The organism is Actinomadura litoris, assembly GCF_009733595.1.
Classification (GTDB): Bacteria; Actinomycetota; Actinomycetes; order Streptosporangiales; family Streptosporangiaceae; genus Spirillospora; species Spirillospora litoris.
Genome location: NZ_WOFH01000024.1, coordinates 34,401 through 52,080, shown reverse-complemented (window position 1 = coordinate 52,080; position 17,680 = coordinate 34,401). Strand labels below are relative to the sequence as shown.

The 17,680-nt window shown below is 73.6% G+C and carries 15 protein-coding genes; 11 read left to right on the top strand and 4 right to left on the bottom strand.

Going from position 1 to position 17,680, the window contains the following annotated elements; genetic code table 11:
- Positions 1 to 36 precede the first annotated feature (36 nt).
- Positions 37 to 1,242, bottom strand: coding sequence for an MFS transporter (locus GNZ18_RS40230; RefSeq protein WP_156222781.1), 1,206 nt, complete (start codon positions 1,240 to 1,242; stop codon positions 37 to 39).
- Between the two features lie 123 nt (positions 1,243 to 1,365).
- Positions 1,366 to 1,905: a TetR/AcrR family transcriptional regulator gene (locus tag GNZ18_RS40225; protein WP_156222779.1), complete on the bottom strand. Its 540-nt coding sequence runs from the start codon at positions 1,903 to 1,905 to the stop codon at positions 1,366 to 1,368.
- An 84-nt stretch (positions 1,906 to 1,989) separates the two neighbouring features.
- Between GNZ18_RS40225 and GNZ18_RS40220 the strand changes: the two genes are divergently transcribed.
- Both GNZ18_RS40220 and GNZ18_RS40215 read left to right on the top strand, forming a co-directional pair.
- Positions 1,990 to 3,165, top strand: coding sequence for a cysteine desulfurase family protein (locus GNZ18_RS40220; protein ID WP_214620806.1), 1,176 nt, complete (start codon positions 1,990 to 1,992; stop codon positions 3,163 to 3,165).
- A 59-nt stretch (positions 3,166 to 3,224) separates the two neighbouring features.
- Entirely contained in the window at positions 3,225 to 4,061 is an 837-nt protein-coding gene (locus GNZ18_RS40215; RefSeq protein WP_156222777.1) for a DUF1206 domain-containing protein, read from the top strand.
- A 46-nt stretch (positions 4,062 to 4,107) separates the two neighbouring features.
- On the opposite strand, the gene GNZ18_RS43945 is transcribed toward GNZ18_RS40215, so the two are convergent.
- Positions 4,108 to 5,184, bottom strand: coding sequence for a DUF695 domain-containing protein (locus tag GNZ18_RS43945; RefSeq protein ID WP_308166471.1), 1,077 nt, complete (start codon positions 5,182 to 5,184; stop codon positions 4,108 to 4,110).
- Between the two features lie 178 nt (positions 5,185 to 5,362).
- Between GNZ18_RS43945 and mnmA the strand changes: the two genes are divergently transcribed.
- The 9 genes from mnmA to gatB all read left to right on the top strand — a co-directional run bounded on the left by mnmA (position 5,363) and on the right by gatB (position 16,292).
- Positions 5,363 to 6,460: a tRNA 2-thiouridine(34) synthase MnmA gene (gene mnmA / locus GNZ18_RS40205; protein WP_156222773.1), complete on the top strand. Its 1,098-nt coding sequence runs from the start codon at positions 5,363 to 5,365 to the stop codon at positions 6,458 to 6,460.
- Between the two features lie 24 nt (positions 6,461 to 6,484).
- On the top strand, positions 6,485 to 7,495 hold the full coding sequence (locus tag GNZ18_RS40200) for a methionine synthase (protein ID WP_214620684.1): 1,011 nt from the start codon (positions 6,485 to 6,487) through the stop codon (positions 7,493 to 7,495).
- A 50-nt stretch (positions 7,496 to 7,545) separates the two neighbouring features.
- Entirely contained in the window at positions 7,546 to 9,714 is a 2,169-nt protein-coding gene (ligA, locus tag GNZ18_RS40195) for an NAD-dependent DNA ligase LigA (RefSeq protein ID WP_156222771.1), read from the top strand.
- A gap of 252 nt (positions 9,715 to 9,966) precedes the next feature.
- Positions 9,967 to 12,090, top strand: a complete 2,124-nt coding sequence (locus GNZ18_RS40190) for a putative bifunctional diguanylate cyclase/phosphodiesterase (RefSeq protein WP_156222769.1) — start codon at positions 9,967 to 9,969, stop codon at positions 12,088 to 12,090.
- A gap of 45 nt (positions 12,091 to 12,135) precedes the next feature.
- Entirely contained in the window at positions 12,136 to 12,465 is a 330-nt protein-coding gene (locus GNZ18_RS40185; RefSeq protein ID WP_156222767.1) for a hypothetical protein, read from the top strand.
- An 82-nt stretch (positions 12,466 to 12,547) separates the two neighbouring features.
- The gene (gene gatC / locus GNZ18_RS40180; protein WP_156222765.1) at positions 12,548 to 12,847 is read left to right on the top strand and encodes an Asp-tRNA(Asn)/Glu-tRNA(Gln) amidotransferase subunit GatC; all 300 of its coding nucleotides are present in this window, start codon (positions 12,548 to 12,550) and stop codon (positions 12,845 to 12,847) included.
- A gap of 2 nt (positions 12,848 to 12,849) precedes the next feature.
- Entirely contained in the window at positions 12,850 to 14,334 is a 1,485-nt protein-coding gene (gene gatA / locus GNZ18_RS40175; RefSeq protein ID WP_156222762.1) for an Asp-tRNA(Asn)/Glu-tRNA(Gln) amidotransferase subunit GatA, read from the top strand.
- A 129-nt stretch (positions 14,335 to 14,463) separates the two neighbouring features.
- Positions 14,464 to 14,793, top strand: a complete 330-nt coding sequence (locus GNZ18_RS40170; RefSeq protein WP_156222760.1) for a hypothetical protein — start codon at positions 14,464 to 14,466, stop codon at positions 14,791 to 14,793.
- A 14-nt stretch (positions 14,794 to 14,807) separates the two neighbouring features.
- On the top strand, positions 14,808 to 16,292 hold the full coding sequence (gene gatB / locus GNZ18_RS40165) for an Asp-tRNA(Asn)/Glu-tRNA(Gln) amidotransferase subunit GatB (RefSeq protein ID WP_156222815.1): 1,485 nt from the start codon (positions 14,808 to 14,810) through the stop codon (positions 16,290 to 16,292).
- A 32-nt stretch (positions 16,293 to 16,324) separates the two neighbouring features.
- Here gatB and GNZ18_RS40160 read toward each other — a convergent pair whose 3' ends face one another.
- Complete coding sequence (locus tag GNZ18_RS40160) at positions 16,325 to 17,434, bottom strand: PQQ-dependent sugar dehydrogenase (protein WP_156222758.1); 1,110 nt, start codon at positions 17,432 to 17,434, stop codon at positions 16,325 to 16,327.
- Between the last annotated feature and the right edge of the window lie 246 nt (positions 17,435 to 17,680).

The window sequence follows — 17,680 nt, the reverse complement described above, 5'->3', positions numbered from 1 at the left end:
TGCTCCGGACGGGGCGTCCGCGTTCCAGGGCCTCGTTCAGGCGGCCAGGGGCTCGGTCTCGGCGCCCGCCACCGCCGCCTCGGAGGAGTGCGAGGCGACGTCCACGTTCATCCGCAGCGGGACGAACCGGGCCCCCGCGGAGATGAGCAGCGCGAGGACGACCACCACGCCGACGCCGACCCGCAGCGACGTCGCGTCCGACAGGAACCCGACGACGACCGGGCCGAGCAGCAGCCCGCCGTAGCCCATCGCGCCGACCTGCGCGACCGCCGCGCCCGGACGCTCGGGGTCGGCGGTGCCCGCCAGCGAGATCGTGGTCGGGACGACCGTGCAGACCACCAGGCCGGTGAAGAAGAACCCGGCGATGGCGACCTGCGGCGCGGGCGCGAGCACGACCACGGTCATGCCGAGCGCGGTGCCGAGGCCGGCGCCGACCAGCAGCCGCCGGGTGCCGAGCCGCATCCGGACGCGGTCGCCGACCAGGCGCCCGAGCAGCATCGCCAGCTCGAACATCGGGTAGCCGAACGCGGCCACGGCCTGCGTCGCGCCGAGTTCGTCGTGCAGCAGCAGGCCGCTCCAGTCGGCGATCGAGCCCTCGGTCATGAACGCGATGAACCCGAGGATCCCGATCAGGTAGACGGCGGCGGGCATCCGGCGCCGGGCGCGGCCCGTCCCGGACGCGGCGGGGGACACGGGGTCGGGCAGGTAGGTGCGGCCGAGCGCGAGGCCGGCGGGCAGCGACAGCGCGGCGGCGGCGAGGACGGTCGCGGTGAAGCCGAGCCCGGCGGCGGCGGTGGCGACGCCGAACAGCCCGCCGCACATCGCGCCGACGGACCAGCCCGCGTGCATCCCGCTCATGATCGACCGCCGGTAGGCCCGCTCGACGACGCTGCCCTGCGCGTTCATCGCGATGTCGGTGATCCCGAACGTCATGCCGAACAGCGCGACCGCGCCGAGCAGCACCGTGTAGGTCGGGGCCAGCGCGACACCGGCGTAGGACAGCGCGGTCAGCGGCAGCGCCAGCCGCAGCGTGGCGCGGCTCCCGGCGCGCGCCATCACCGCGCGCAGCGCCTGCATGGCGATGATGGCGCCGACGCCCCAGACGAGGACGACGATGCCGATCTCGCCCTCGTTCGTCCCGAACTTGTCCGCCAGCGCGGGCATGCGGGCGACCCACACCCCGGTCAGCAGGCCGGCCAGCGCGAACGTGAGGAACGTTCCCGTGCGGGCGCGGAACAGCATTGTTCACCTCTTTCTGGGCTCGTGGGGGGCAGCAGGGCCCCGGGGGATGGAGAGGTCGTGACGGGCTCCGGCGGATGCCGTGGAGCGCTCCAAAAACGGACGGGCCGGACGGCGCCGAAACGGTCAGGCGCGGTCGGGCGCGGGCTGCTCCAGCATGGCCAGCAGGTGCGTCCTCAGCTCCGCGAGCTGGGCCTCGTCATAGAGGTCGGGAACGTGGCTCACCACTTCCCACAGCCCCTCGACCGCCAGCCGGACGACCTGCGCGGCGCACGGGTCGGGGTCCTCGCCGGGATCGCGGCCGTGCCAGCGGCGCATGGCCTCGTTCATCGGCTCGGCCTGCCCGGGGTCGGCGGCGGCCGCGCTGATCGCCGACCACCGCCGGTGGGTGCGCGCCTCGCCGCCGAGGATCTCGAACGTGACCTCGACGTGGGCGCGGGTGTAGGAGCCGGGGGAGCCGTCGTCGTAGGAGTCGATCAGGGCGTCGAACTCCTCGATGGTCCGCGCGACCATCGCCGCGACGAGCGCGTCCTTGGTGGGGAAGTGGTAGAGCAGCCCGCCCTTGCTGACGCCCGCGCGGTCGGCGACCGCGGCGAGCGTCAACGCCTGCGATCCGTGCTCGAAGAGCACGGATTCGGCGGCGTCGAGCAGAGCTTCCCTCGTCATGGCGCCCTACTGTACCGGCTGGACGGTACAGCTGTCGAGCCGCGGCCGGAGCGGGCCCCGAGCGCGGCTACTGTTGGGGTCGTGGTGACCTACCTCGACCATGCGGCGACGACCCCGATGCTGCCGGAGGCCATCGAGGCGATGACGGCGGAGCTGTGCGAGCTCGGCAACCCGTCCTCGCTGCACGCGGCCGGCCGCCGTGCCCGCCGGGTGGTGGAGGAGTCCCGCGAGATCATCGCCGAGGCGTTCGACGCGCGGCCGAGCGAGGTCGTGTTCACCTCGGGCGGCACCGAGGCCGACAACCTCGCCGTGAAGGGCGTGTTCTGGGCGCGCCGCGGCGCCGACCCGGCCCGCACCCGCGTGCTGGTCGGGGCCGTCGAGCACCACGCCGTGCTGGACGCGGCGCGCTGGCTCGCCGACCACGAGGGCGCGCGGGTCGAGTGGATCCCCGTGGACGGGCTCGGGCGCGTCCGCCCCGAGGCGCTGCGCGAGGCGCTCGGCACCGGCGCGGACGTGGCGCTCGCCACGGTCATGTGGGCGAACAACGAGGTCGGCACCGTCCAGCCGGTCGCCGAGTTGGCGGCGCTCGCGCGCGAGCACGGGGTGCCGTTCCACACCGACGCCGTCCAGGCGGCCGGGACGCTGCCGGTCGGGTTCGCGGCGAGCGGCGTCCAGTCGCTGGCGATCACCGGCCACAAGATCGGCGGCCCGATCGGGGTCGGCGCGCTGCTGCTGGCCAAGCCCGCCGAGCCGCTGTTCCTCGACCCGGTGCCGCTGCTGCACGGCGGCGGGCAGGAGCGCGACGTCCGGTCCGGGACGCTCGACGCCCCGGCCATCGCCGGGTTCGCCGCCGCCGTCCAGACCGCCGCCCGGCGCCGCGACGCCGAGGCCGCGCGGCTCGCCGAACTGCGCGACCGGCTCGTCGAGGCCGTCCGCGCGGCCGTCCCCGGCGCGGTCCTGAACGGCGACCCGGGCGACCGCCTCCCCGGCAACGCCCACTTCTCCTTCCCCGGCTGCGAGGGCGACGCGCTGCTCATGCTCCTGGACGCGCAGGGCATCGCGTGCTCGACCGGGTCCGCGTGCTCGGCCGGGGTGTCGCAGCCCAGCCACGTCCTCATGGCGATGGACACCGGCGCGGAGCGCGCGCGGGGCTCGCTCCGCTTCACCCTCGGCCACACCTCCACCGAGGCGGACGTCAAGGCCCTCGCCGAGGCCATCGGGCCCGTCGTCGAGCGCGCCCGCCGGGCCGGTCTGACCTAGACGCTGGTTTTACCTTTCCGTGGGCGGGGACAGATCTGCCGTTCCTGAGGAGGGCGGCGATGGGCGAGACCACAGTAGAGCGTGTCGGACGGAAGGCCGCGGGCCATCCGGGGTTCCACTACATGACCCGGGGCGGGCTCGTGGCCCGAGGGCTCCTCTACCTTCTGATCGGCTGGCTGGCGCTCCAGGTCGCGTTCGGCGACGGCGGCGGCAAGGAGGCGGACCGCACGGGCGCGCTCCAGGCCGTCGCGGAGAAGCCGGGCGGCCCCGTCGTCCTGTGGCTGATGGCGGCCGGGTTCGTGGCGATCGCCCTCTGGCAGGCCGCCGAGGCGCTGTACGGGCGCCCGGTCCCGGACGGGGACAAGCCGACCAAGCGGCTCTCGTCGGCCGCCCGCGCCGTCATCTACCTCGCCGGGTTCGCGGCGACGATCGCGTTCCTGGCCGGGAACTCGGGCCAGTCCAGCGACAAGCAGTCCAAGACGTTCACCGCGCGGGCGATGGCCGAGCCGGGCGGCCGCTGGCTGATCCTGGCGATCGGGATCGGCTTCCTCGTCTGGGGCGCGGTCGTGGTGGCGGGCGCCGTCCGCCGCTCGTTCCTGAAGGAGCTGACCGGCATGGGCCCGGCGGCGCGGCGGGTCGTCCAGCCGGTCGGGGTGGTCGGGAACCTGGCGCGCGGCCTGGTCGGCGGCGCGGTCGGGGTGTTCCTCGGCTACGCCGCGCTCAGCTTCGAGCCGGACAAGGCCCAGGGCCTGGACGGCACGCTCCGCGAGTTCGCCGAGACCCCCGCCGGGGTCTGGGGGCTGGTCGCCGTCGCCGTGGGCGTCCTGGTCTTCGGCCTCTACTGCTTCTGCGAGGCGCGCTGGCGCAAGGTCGAGGCCGTCCGCAGGCACGGCTAGGGCGCGCTCGGAGCCGGTAGGGCGCGCTTAGGGCTGGTAGGGGGCGTCAGGGCTGGTAGGGGGCGAAGGCGCGCCAGCCGGGGTCGTTTGTGGAGGCCACCTTGGCCTTGCCCTCCGTCCAGGCGGCGGCGAGCTGGTCCAGCTCGCCGATCACGCCGGAGTCGGGGTCGGCGTACAGGTGGAACACGCGCAGGCCGTCACCGGTCTCGCGCACGGCCAGCACCGCCCGGTCGCCGAGCTTGGCCAGCTTCTTCTCGAACGCGCGCAGCGCCCCCGCCGACGGCTCCACCGGGAGCCGGTCGGGGTTGCTGTTGGCGTACGGGACGGTGATCGCCACATGCAGGTCGCAGAGCGGGTAGTCCTGCCGGTGCAGCGGGAACCGGGCGCCGAGCCGCTTGGGGTGGCCGCGCGGCGTCCGGCCCTCGCCGGTCAGCCAGGCGGGCTCGCCGAACGGCTCGGCCACCTGCTCGACGACGGCGGGCAGCATCGAGGGCGGCAGCGAGTCGATCGGGGTCTCGATCGCGATCGAGACCTCGCCGATCCAGCGGGCGACGTCGTCCTCGCCGAGGGCCCAGTCGAGGACGTGCAGCGCCACCTGGAGCTGCTGCTCCTCCGACACGAACAGGAAGTCGGGGTGGTAGGCGCTGATGTGGACGCGGGCCCGGTCGGTGTCGGCGCGCATGCCGAGCCGCACGTACTCCAGGTCGAACTCGTGGTCGCCGAGGACGAGGTCCTGCGAGAGCATCTCGGGGTCGGCCTGCCGCGCGGGGTGGAACCTCCAGCCGCCCGCCGCCGCGCCGGACGGCGCGGCGCGGAACCAGCGCTCGGCCACGCCGCGCAGCTCGGGGTCGCCCCCGCCGGTCACGGTCAGCGACGGCGCGCGGTCGTCCGAGCCGCCGATCTCCCACTGCAACTCGGAATGGATCTTGCGGACGCGGCGCGACAGCTCCTCGATCGTGTCGGCCGAGAGCCCCTCGCCGGGCACACCGGGCTCGGGCTGCTCGGGCCCGGCCGCCAGCGACGCCTCGATCGTCGGGCGCGCCTGGCCCCACCAGTCCCAGAACTCGGCGATCGCGGGCGGTACGGCGGCGGGCGTGTCGCGCGGACGGCGGAAGATTCCCACCTGTCGTCTCTTCCTTGTCGTGGCGTCAGCGGGCTCCCTCTCCGGAGCCCGCTCCGTCACCTTACGCGAGCCGCCGCACGCGCGCGCCCGCCGCGGGCAGCGGCCTCGATCCTCGACGCGGACGTCGCGCGATACCGCGTCGCAATGGCGGGTCGGCGGCGCGTAGGCTCGAAGCACTATGACTTTGCGCGTACTCGCCGCCATGTCGGGCGGCGTCGACTCCGCCGTGGCCGCCGCACGCGCCGCCGAGGCGGGGCACGACGTCACGGGCGTCCACATGGCGCTGTCCAGCAATCCGCAGTCCTACCGGACGGGCGCGCGCGGCTGCTGCACGCTGGAGGACTCCCGCGACGCGCGCCGCGCCGCCGACGTGATCGGCATCCCGTTCTACGTGTGGGACCTCGCCGAGCGCTTCCACCGGGACGTCGTCGAGGACTTCGTCAGCGAGTACGCGGCCGGCCGCACCCCGAACCCGTGCCTGCGCTGCAACGAGAAGATCAAGTTCGCCGCGCTGCTGGACCGCGCGCTCGCGCTCGGGTTCGACGCCGTCTGCACCGGCCACTACGCCCGGCTCGCGGGCGGCGTCCTGCGGCGCGGCGTCGACCAGGGCAAGGACCAGTCCTACGTGCTGGCCGTCTGCACGCCCGAGCAGCTCGCGCACGCGCTGTTCCCGCTCGGCGACACGACCAAGGCCGACATCCGGCTGGAGGCCGAGCGGCGCGGCCTCCAGGTGGCCGACAAGCCCGACAGCCACGACATCTGCTTCATCGCCGACGGCGACACCCGGGGCTTCCTCGCCGGGCGGCTCGGCGCGTCCCCCGGGCCGATCCTCGACACCGCGGGCAACCGGGTCGGCGACCACGACGGCGCCTACGCCTACACGGTCGGGCAGCGCAAGGGCCTGCGGCTCGGCACCCCGGCGCCGGACGGGCGCCCCCGCTACGTCCTCGACATCTCCCCGGTGGACAACACCGTGACCGTCGGGCCGCGCGAGGCGCTCGATGTGCACGAGATCACCGGCGAGCGCCCGGTGTGGCTGGCCGAGGCGCCCGGCGGCCCGGTCCCTCGCGGGACCGGCCCCTTCTCCTGCCACGTCCAGCTCCGCGCGCACGGCGAGGTGCACGCCTGCACCGCCGAGCTCGACGGCGACGTCCTGCGCATCCGCCTGGAGCGCCCCGCGCGCGGCGTGGCGAGCGGCCAGGCCGCCGTCCTGTACGCGGGCGACCGCGTGCTGGCCTCCGCCACGATCGCCGCGACCGCCGGCGCCGCCGTGTGATCGCACGCCGATAGGGTTCGGCCTGTGACGGACTATCCCTGGCAGATCGGTACGGCGACCGGGATCGGCTCCTACCCGGGCGAGGACCCCGCCGAGGCTCTGCGGGTCGTGCTCGGCGAGCTGCCCGAGCTGCCGCACCTGCCCGAGCTGCCCGCGCGCGGCCCCGGCGCCGACCTCACCGGGCGGACGGCGGGACTGCTCGTCGAGCTGCCCGTCCACCTGGAGCCGTCGGGCTGGCGGTTCTCCGACCGGCCGGGCCGCGACACGCTCCGCTCCCGCGACCACCTCGCCCGCGACCTGGACGTGCTGGAGGAGGTCGCGGCCGGGCACGACGGGCCGTTCAAGATCCAGGTGTGCGGGCCGTGGACGCTGGCCGCCACGATCGAGCTGCGGCACGGCGACCGCGCGCTGAAGGACCCGGGCGCCGTCCGCGACCTGACCGCGTCGCTCGCCGAGGGCGCCGCCGCGCACGTGGCCGACGTCCGGCGCCGCCTGCCGGACGCGCGGATCCTCCTGCAGATCGACGAGCCGGGGCTGCCCGCCGCGCTCGCCGGGACGGTCCCGACCGCCAGCGGCTTCTCCCGGCTGCGGGCGATCGAGGCGCCGGTCGCCGAGGACGCGCTGCGCACCGTGATCGAGACCGCCTGCGCGGACGACGCCGCGTACCCGGTCGTCCACTGCTGCGCGCGGAACGTCCCGTTCGGGCTGCTGCGCGGCGCGGGCGCCAGGGCGGTCGCGGTCGACCTCGCGCTCGTGCCCAAGCGGGACGACGACGCGGTCGGCGAGGCGATCGAGGCGGGGACCGGGCTGTTCCTCGGCGCGGTGCCCGCGACCGACGCCGCGCTGCCGCCGCTGAAGGCGACGGCGGAGCCGGTGCGGGCGCTGTGGAACCGGCTCGGCTTCCCGCCCGCGCGGCTGGCCCGCCAGGTGGTGCTCACGCCCGCGTGCGGGATGGCGGGGGCGTCGCCGCGCCACGTCCGCGCGGCGCTCAGGCGCTGCCGCGAGGCCGCCCGGATGCTGCACGAGGCCGACTAGACCGGGGCGCGGCGGGTCGCATTGTCGGTGGTGGCGGCCACAATAGGCGCATGACCACGAGCGATGGGGTGCCCGCCGAGGCACGGCAGCGTCATCTGGAGTTGAGCGAGCGGATCGACGAGGGCAACTACCGCTACTACGTCCTCGACCAGCCGACGCTCACCGACGCCGAGTACGACCGGATGATGCGCGAGCTGGGGGGGTTGGAGGAGCGGTACCCGGAGCTGGTCACCCCGGACTCCCCCACGCAGAAGGTCGGCGCGCCGATCGAGACCGACTTCGCGGAGGCCGCGCATCTGGAGCCGATGCAGAGCCTCGACAACGCGATGAACGCCGACGCGCTGCTGTCCTGGGACGAGCGGGTGGTCAAGGAGGTCGGCGAGGTCGCCGGCTACCTGTGCGAGCTGAAGATCGACGGGCTGGCCATCGCGGTGACCTACGAGCGGGGCCGGCTCGTGCGCGGGGTGACCCGGGGCGACGGGCGCCGCGGCGAGGACGTCACGAACAACATCCGCACGATCGCCGACATCCCCACCCGGTTGGAGGGCGGGGGCTGGCCGGACGTCCTTGAGGTGCGCGGCGAGGTCTTCCTGCCGGTCGAGGGGTTCGAGCAGGTCAACGCCGCGCAGGTCGAGGCCGGCAAGGACCCCTTCGCCAACCCCCGCAACGCGGCGGCGGGCTCGCTGCGGCAGAAGGACCCGCGCGTCACCGCGCGCCGCCCGCTCGGGATGCTCGTGCACGGGTTCGGCGCCTGGCGGGGCGGCGAGCAGCCCGAGAGCCAGTCCGGCGCCTACGAGCTGATGCGCGGCTGGGGCCTGCCGGTCAGCGACCGGTACGAGGTCGTCGGCGGGCTCGACGCCGTCCGCGCCTACATCGAGCGCTACGGCGAGAACCGGCACGACACCGCCTACGAGATCGACGGCGTGGTCGTGAAGGTCGACCAGTTCGCGCTCCAGCGGCGGCTCGGGTCGACCAGCCGCGCGCCGCGCTGGGCGATCGCGTGGAAGTACCCGCCGGAGGAGGTCAACACCAAGCTCCTCGACATCAAGGTCGGCGTCGGCCGGACGGGGCGCGTCACCCCCTACGGCGTGATGGAGCCGATCGTGGTCGCCCAGTCCAAGGTCGACCGGGCCACCCTGCACAACGCGGGCGAGGTCGCGCGCAAGGGCGTGCTGATCGGCGACACCGTCGTGCTGCGCAAGGCGGGCGACGTCATCCCGGAGATCGTCGCGCCGGTCACCGCGCTGCGCGACGGCACCGAGCGCGCGTTCGAGATGCCGACGCACTGCCCCGAGTGCGGCACGGAGCTGGCGTACGAGAAGGAGGGCGACGCCGACATCCGGTGCCCGAACGCGCGGTACTGCCCCGGGCAGCTGCGCGAGCGGCTGTTCTTCGTGGCCAGCCGGAACGCCCTCGACATCGAGGCCCTCGGGTACGTCGCGGCGGTCGCGCTCACCCAGCCGCTGGAGCCGAGCGACCCGCCGGTCAAGAACGAGGGCGACCTGTTCCATCTCAGCGTCGAGCAGCTCCTGCCGATCCGCAGCCTCGTGATGGACCAGAAGACCGGCACGCCCAAGACCGACCCGGAGACCGGCGAGCCCAAGGTCGTCTCGTTCTTCGCCAACAAGGAGGGCGAGCCGAAGAAGACGGTCTCGATCCTGTTCGAGGAGCTGGAGAAGGCCAAGACGCAGCCGCTGTGGCGGGTGCTGGTGGCGCTGTCGATCCGGCACGTGGGGCCCGCCGCGTCCCGCAACCTCGCCCGCGAGCTCGGGTCGATGGACGCGATCGCGAACGCGACCGAGGAGGAGCTGGCGGCCGTGGAGGACATCGGCCCCACGATCGCGGCCTCGATCAGGGCGTGGTTCGAGGTCGACTGGCACCGCGAGATCGTCGAGAAGTGGCGGGCCGCCGGGGTCCGGATGGAGGACGAGGGCGCGGGCGGGCCGCGGCCGCTGAAGGACGTCACCGTCGTGATCACCGGTTCGCTGGAGGGGTACAGCCGCGACTCGGCGAAGGAGGCCGTGCAGCGGCTCGGCGGCAAGGTGTCCGGATCGGTGTCGAAGAAAACGGACTTCGTGGTCGCGGGGGAGAACCCGGGGTCGAAGTTCGACAAAGCCGTCAAGCTGGGCGTGCCGATCCTGGGGGACGACGGGTTCGCCGTCCTGCTGGCCGACGGGCCAGATGCGGCCAAAAGCGCCGCTTTGCCCACCGAGGAATGACGAGGTGTGAGTGAGGGGCCCGTCACCAGCGTCGCGTCACTCAGCGGTACGGCACGGCTACGTAGTCGCCGGGGACCGCGACGCGACGGGCATAACGGAACGTGCGCAACCGGTTTCGCGAAGTTGAGCAAAGGCCGTACTCTCCCTCTCATCACGACCCACCTGAATGTTCGGACGAATCGCCCGGGGGCGTCCCCGAGGTACGGGGCGTCCGCTCCCGGGGGACGGCCCCCCGAACCCCCCGAGGATGTGATGAAGGACCCGAACAACACGCGGAACACGGCGCCACGCCGCGGCTCCCCGTTGTGGATCTACTTCGTCGTCGTCATCCTGCTCGGCGTCGCCGCGTGCGGCACGGCGTTCGCCGGGCTGACCGGCGCGGACCTGGACGCCCTCGCGCGCCAGCCCGTCTTCTGGATCCTCGGCTGCTTCATCGTGTTCGGGGAGCTGCGGCCGATCATCACGCCGGGGTCCACCGAGAACAACGGCGCCACCACCTCCACCACGTTCGCGTTCGCCGCGCTCCTGTACGCCGGGCTGCCGGTCGCCGCGACCCTCCAGGTCGTCGCCGTCATCACCGCCGGGATCTTCCGCGGCCGCACCCCGCACCGCATCGCCTTCAACGCCGCGCAGTACACGCTCAGCCTCGCCGCCGCCCAACTCGTCCTGGCGCTGGCGGGCGACATGGCCACCCCGACGCGGCTGTGGGTGCCCGACGGCGGCGACCTGCCCCTCATCGCGCTCGCCGGAACCGTCTACTTCTGCGCCAACGACACCCTCGTCGGCTCCGCGATCGCGCTGCACGAGCGGGTCCCGCTGCTCAAGGCGCTGCGCTGGGACCTCGCCTACCAGGTCCTCGTCCACCTGGCGCTGCTCGGGCTCGCCCCGCTGATGGTCGTCGCGATGGACAGGTCAGCGGTGTTCGTCCCGCTGATCGTCCTGCCGTTCATCGCGGTGTACCTGAACGCGTCGGTGTCGGTGCGGCGCGAGCACCAGGCGCTGCACGACGTCCTGACCGGGCTGCCCAACCGCAAGCTGCTGACCGTCCGCACCGAGGAGGCCCTCGCCGAGGCGAGCGGCGCCGACAAGCGGCCGGGGCGGTTCGGGCGCGCCGGTGCCCGCGCCCGCCGGGGCGCGGCGGCCGCCGCCGCCGAACCCGAGCACCGCCGGGCCGGGCTGTTCCTGCTCGACCTCGACCGGTTCAAGGAGGTCAACGACACCCTCGGGCACGCCACCGGCGACCGGCTGCTCCAACTCGTCGCGCACCGGCTCACCCACAGCGTCCGTCCGGGCGACCTCGTGGCGCGGCTCGGCGGCGACGAGTTCGCGGTGCTGCTGCCCACCGTCCGCGACGAGGCCGCCGCCCGCGAGGTCGCCGCCCGGCTGCGCGCCGCGCTCGGCGAGCCCGTCCGGCTGGACGGCATGTCGTTCGACCTGGAGGGCAGCGTCGGCATCGCGCTGTTCCCCGACCACGCCCAGGACTTCGAGCTGCTCCTCCAGCGCGCCGACGTCGCGATGTACAACGCCAAGGAGGGCCGCACCGGCGTCGAGGTCTACTCGCCCGGCAAGGACCGCAACTCCCCGGACCGGCTCAGCGTGCTCGGCGACCTGCGCCGCGCCATCGACCGCTCCGAGCTGGAGCTGTTCTACCAGCCCAAGATCTCCCTGCGGGACGACCAGCTCGTCGGCATGGAGGCGCTGCTGCGCTGGCGCCACCCCGACAAGGGCCTGCTGGAGCCCGAGGCGTTCCTGTCGATCGCCGAGCAGACCTACCTGATGCGCTCGATCACCCACTACGTCGTGGAGGCCGCGCTCGCGCAGACCGCCGCGTGGTGGCGCGAGGACCTCGCCGTCCAGGTCGCGGTGAACGCCTCCGGGCGCGACCTGCTCGACACCGGCCTCACCGAGACGATCGAGGAGGGGCTGCTCTCGCGCGGCCTGCCCGCCGCCGCGCTCCAGTTGGAGATCACCGAGCGGATCCTCATGAACGAGCCGGCGTACGCGTCCGAGACCGTCCGGGCGCTCGCCGAGCTGGGCATCCCGCTCAGCCTGGACGACTTCGGCACCGGCTACTCCTCGCTCGTCCGGCTCAAGCGGCTCCCGGTCGAGGAGATCAAGATCGACTCCTCGTTCGTGCGGCGGCTCACCGGCTCCTCCGACGACGCGGTGATCGTCCGCTCCATCGTCGACCTCGTCCGCACCCTCGGGCTGCGCTCGGTCGCCGAGGGCGTCGAGGACCCGCAGACCGCCCGGACGCTCCGCGAGATGGGCTGCGACGCGGCGCAGGGCTGGCACTTCGGCCGCCCCATGGACGCCGCCACCGCCACCGACTGGCTGCGGCGCCGGATGGAGCGCGCACCCGAGCCCGCCGCCTGACAATCCACCTTACAATCGGCAAACCGCCCGCTAAGATCACTGTCCATGAACAATGCCGCGCGCGGAGTGGTCTTCGCCGTTTCCTTGCTGGGGATGGCGTTCATATTGTTCGGGACGCTGGAGTCCATGCCGGACGAGGACCAGTTCAGGGCCTACGACCTCGCCGGAGTGATCTTCGGGGGGTTCCTCATCCTGTCGTGCGCGGTCTTCGGCGCCGCGGCGCTGGCCAGTATGAAGCCCGCGGAACCGAAGACGGTGACGTTCCCGCAGCGGCAGGGCGCCGTCCCGCCGCAGGGCCTCCCGTATCCGCAGCAGGCCCCGCCGCAGTACGCGCCGCCCCCGCAGCAGTACGGGCACCACCCCCGGCCCGAGTGACGCGCCGCGCCGCGGGCGGCGGCGGGCACGCGGCCCATAGGATGGCCGGTGAACCCACTTCATCGCAGGAACGGTTTCCCACATGTCCGCCATCACCCGTGACGAGGTGTCGCATCTCGCCCGGCTCTCCCGGCTGGCGCTCGGCGACGACGAACTCGACCACCTCGCCGCCCAGCTCGACCAGATCATCTCCGCGGTCGCGCGCGTGCAGGAGGTCGCCGCGGAGGACATCCCGCCCTCCTCGCACGCGCTGCCGCTGACCAACGTCTACCGGGCCGACGAGATCCGCCCCTCCCTCACGCCCGAGCAGGCCCTGGCCGCCGCGCCCGCCGCCGAGGAGCAGCGCTTCCGCGTCCCGCGGATCCTGGACGAGGAGGCCTGATCATGGACCTGGTCAGAAAGGGCGCGGCGGAGCTCGGCGAGCTGATCGCCGCGGGCGAGACGTCCGCCGTCGAGGTCGCGCGGGCCCACCTGGACCGCATCGCGGCCGTGGACGGCGAGGTGCGCGCGTTCCTGCACGTCGACCGCGACACCACGCTCGCGCAGGCCCGCGAGGTCGACCGGCGCCGCGCGGCCGGGGAGGACCTCGGCCCGCTGGCGGGGGTGCCGATCGCGCACAAGGACGTGTTCACCACCCGCGACATGCCCACCACCGCCGGGTCGAAGATCCTGGAGGGCTGGCGCCCGCCCTACGACTCGACGGTCACGGCGCGGCTGCGCGCCCGCGGCCTGGTGATCCTCGGCAAGACGAACATGGACGAGTTCGCGATGGGCTCCTCCACCGAGAACAGCGCCTTCGGCCCCTCGCACAACCCGTGGGACCTGCGCCGCGTCCCGGGCGGCTCGTCCGGCGGCAGCTCGGCGGCGGTCGCCGCCTACCAGGCGCCGCTGTCGACCGGCACCGACACCGGCGGCTCGATCCGCCAGCCCGCCGCGGTCACCGGCATCGTCGGCATGAAGCCCACCTACGGCGGCTCGTCCCGCTACGGCGTGATCGCGTTCGCGTCCTCGCTGGACACCCCGGGCCCGTTCGCCCGCAACGTCCTGGACGCCGCGCTCCTGCACGAGGTGTTCAGCGGCCACGACGCGATGGACTCCACGTCCGTCGACGCGCCGGTGCCGCCCGTCGTCGAGGCCGCGCGCCGCGCCGACGTGAACGGCCTGCGCGTCGGCGTCGTCAAGCAGTTCGCGGGCGAGGGCGCCGAGCCGGGCGTCGCGGCCCGCTTCGACGAGGCCGTGGAGCTGCTGGAGTCGCTCGGCGCGAAGGTCGTCGAGGTCTCCTGCCCGCACTTCTCCTACGCGCTGTCGGCGTACTACCTGATCGCGCCGTCGGAGGCGTCGTCCAACCTGGCCCGCTTCGACGCCATGCGCTACGGCCTGCGCGTCGGCGACGACGGCACCCGCAGCGCCGAGGAGGTCATGGCGCTGACCCGCGCCGAGGGCTTCGGCCCCGAGGTCAAGCGGCGGATCATGCTCGGCACCTACGCGCTGTCCTCGGGCTACTACGACGCCTACTACGGCAAGGCGCAGCAGGTCCGCACGCTGGTCAAGCGCGACTTCGACACCGCCTTCGAGCAGGTGGACGTGCTGGTCTCCCCGACCACCCCGACCACCGCGTTCCCGATCGGCGAGCGCGTCGACGACCCGATGGCGATGTACCTCGCGGACCTGTACACGATCCCCGCGAACCTCACCGGCAACGCCGCGATCTCGGTGCCCTGCGGGCTCGCCGACGGCCTGCCGGTCGGCCTGCAGATCATGGCCCCGGTCCTCGGCGACGACCGCGCCTACCGCGTGGCCGCCGCCGTCGAGCGCGCCCTGGAGGACCGCTGGTCGGGCCCCCTGCTGGCCCAGGCACCGGAACTGTAGGCGGCGGGGACGGCGGCACGCGGTGATCACCCGGATCGAGATCGACGGCTTCAAGTCCTTCCTGGACGTCGAGCTGGACGTGCCGCCGTTCCTCGCCCTCATCGGCCCCAACTCCAGCGGCGAGAGGCGGTGCCGGCCCTCGCCGAGGACTGCCATCCGGTCCGCGTCCACAACGACCGCGACGACCGCGACGAGACCAAGACCGTGCGGGCCCTGCTGGAGGGAAGGGGGCTCGCGACCCCGGTCATCCCGCTGGTGCCCGTGCGGGGGAGCGACCCGTCCCGGCTCCCGAGGCATCCGCGGGACGTGGAGCGGCCGCGCGGCGGCCGCCGGTCCGGCGCCGACCACTTCGATTACATAGGACAGAACGTCAGCCTCGACGCGCTGGCCCGGATTCCGGCGTACGCCGACCGGGTGGCCGAGACCGAAGAGGCGTTGAAGGGACTGGGATACCTGTGAGTGTGAACACGCTGATGGACTTCGACGAGGCGCTCGGGAAGTACGAGCCGGTCCTCGGCATCGAGACGCACATCGAGCTGGGCACGGCGTCCAAGATGTTCTGCGGGTGCCGGACGGAGTTCGGCGCCGAGCCGAACACGCAGGTGTGCCCGGTGTGCCTCGGGCTGCCGGGCGCGCTGCCGGTGACCAACCACGCCGCGATCGAGGGCATCATCAAGATCGGGCTGGCGCTGAACTGCGACATCGTCGAGTGGTGCAGGTTCGCCCGGAAGAACTACTTCTACCCGGACATGCCGAAGAACTTCCAGATCTCCCAGTACGACGAGCCCCTCTGCGTGGACGGGCACCTGGACGTCGAGGTCGAGGGCGAGACGTACCGGATCGAGATCGAGCGCGTCCACATGGAGGAGGACACCGGCAAGTCCCTGCACGTGGGCGGCGCGACCGGCCGCATCCACGGCGCGGAGTTCTCGCTGGTCGACTACAACCGCGCCGGGATCCCGCTGGTGGAGATCGTCACCAAGCCGATCCCGGCGACCGGCGCGAAGGCGCCGCTGGTGGCCCGCGCCTACGCGACCGAGCTGCGGGAGCTGGTGCGCTCGCTCGGCGTGTCGGACGTGCGCATGGAGGAGGGCTCCATGCGCTGCGACGTGAACGTCTCGCTGATGCCGCGCGGCGCCTCGGAGTGGGGCACGCGCACCGAGACCAAGAACGTCAACTCGCTGCGCTCGGTCGAGCGGTCCGTCCGGTCGGAGATCGAGCGGCAGGCGGGCGTGCTGTCGGCGGGCGGCCGGATCGTGCAGGAGACCCGCCACTTCCACGAGGACACCGGCCGCACCACCAGCGGGCGCAGCAAAGAGGAGGCGCAGGACTACCGCTACTTCCCCGAGCCGGACCTCGTGCCGATGGCGCCGTCCCGGGAGTGGGTGGAGGAGCTGCGCGCGTCGCTGCCCGAACTCCCCGCCGCGCGCCGCCGCCGCATCCAGGGCGAGTGGGGCCTGTCGGACCTGGAGCTGCGGGACGTCGTCAACGCGGGCGCCGTCGACCTCATCGAGGCGACGATCGCGGCCGGGGCGGACGCCGGCGCGGCCCGCAAGTGGTGGATGAACGAGCTGTCGCGCCGCGCGACCGCGCAGGGCGCCGAGCTGGCCGACCTGCCGATCACCCCCGAGCAGGTCGCCCGGGTGCAGGCGATGATCACGGCGGGGGAGCTGAACGACAAGCTGGCCCGCCAGGTCTTCGAGGGCGTCCTCGCCGGTGAGGGCACGCCCGACGAGGTCGTCGCCGCGCGCGGGCTGAAGGTCGTCAGCGACGAGGGCGAGCTGGCCTCGATCGTGGACGAGGTGATCGCGGGCAACGCCGCCGTCGCCGACAAGGTCCGCGCGGGCAAGGTCGCCGCCGCGGGCGCCCTGGTCGGCGCGGTCATGAAGGCCACCCGCGGGCAGGCCGACGCGGGCCGCGCCCGCGAACTGATCCTGGAGAGGCTCGGCGCGTCCTGAGCCTGACCTCCCCGCCCGCCGGCCGCGAGAGGTCAGCGGGCGGGGAGGACGATGACGCGGTCGTCGTCCGGCTTCGGGTCGCCCCGGCCGTCCTTGTTGCTCGTGGTGACCCAGAGGTCGCCGGACGGGGCGCGGACGACGGCGCGGAGGCGGCCGTAGGCGTCCTGGTAGCGGGGGACGGGGCGGCCGGGCACGCCGTCGCGGAGGGGGACCTGCCACAGGCGGGTGCCCTGGAGGGCGGCGGCCCACAGCGAGCCGTTGGCGTAGGCGAGGCCGGACGGGGACGCCTGGTCGGTCGGCCAGGTGACCAGTGGGTCGGTGAATCCCCTGCGGTGTCCGATTCCTTCTACGGTGGGCCACCCATAATTGTCACCTTTCACAATGCGGTTGATTTCGTCGAAGCGGACCTGACCGAATTCCGTGGCGTAGAGTCGCTGCTTCTCATCCCAGGCGATGCCCTGGACATTGCGGTGCCCGTAGGTCCATACGGGCGTGCCGAAAGGGTTGCCCGGGGCGGGACGGCCGTCGGGGGTGACGCGGAGGATCTTGCCGCCGAGCGAGCCGCGCTCCTGGGACTTCTCGGGCGCGCCGCTCTCGCCCGTGGTGGCGTAGAGCATGCCGTCGGGGCCGAAGGCGAGGCGGCCGCCGTTGTGGTTGTCGCCCTTGGGGATGCCGGTGACGATGGGGCGCGGGGTGTCGAGGCGGCCGTCGTAGGTGGCTCTGACCACGCGGTTGTCGTCGTCGGCGGTGTAGTAGAGGAAGATCTGGTGGTCGCGCGCGTAGCCGGGGGAGACCGCGACGCCGAGCAGACCGCCCTCCCCGGACGGCCGGACGTCCGGCACCGTTCCCACCACGGTCCTCTTCCCGGCCGGGGTGACCCGCAGCAGGCGGGCGGAGTCACGCTCGGTGACGAGCGCGTCGCCGCCGGGCAGGAACGCGACGCCCCAGGGGACCGACAGGCCCGTGACGAGTACGCGGGCCGCGCCGGTGCCGGCGGTGGCCGTGGGCGCGGCCGTGCTCGCGGGGGCGGGCGTGCCGGGTCCGCCCTCGGGCTTGCCGCCGTCGGACGACGAGCAGCCCGCGAGCAGGGCGGTACAGGCCGCGACCAGCGCGGACGTCAGGGTGATCGCGTGCCGTCGCATGAGAGTGCCTCCCGGGTGGTTCCGCCCCCGTTTCTACTACGACCGCCGCGGACGCGGCCCGGTTCGCGGCCCCGGCGCGCCGTTCCGGGGGAGGCGGACATCACACGCCTTTCAGGAGTGAAAATGGTCACTCAACGTGATGCGGACGAAGGTGATGATCGCGTTTCGGACGGACCAAGAAGGTCGATAACCCGGTCGTTCGTCGCCGGGAGGACGCTCAGCCTCAATCGCTCCGTGACCTACGGA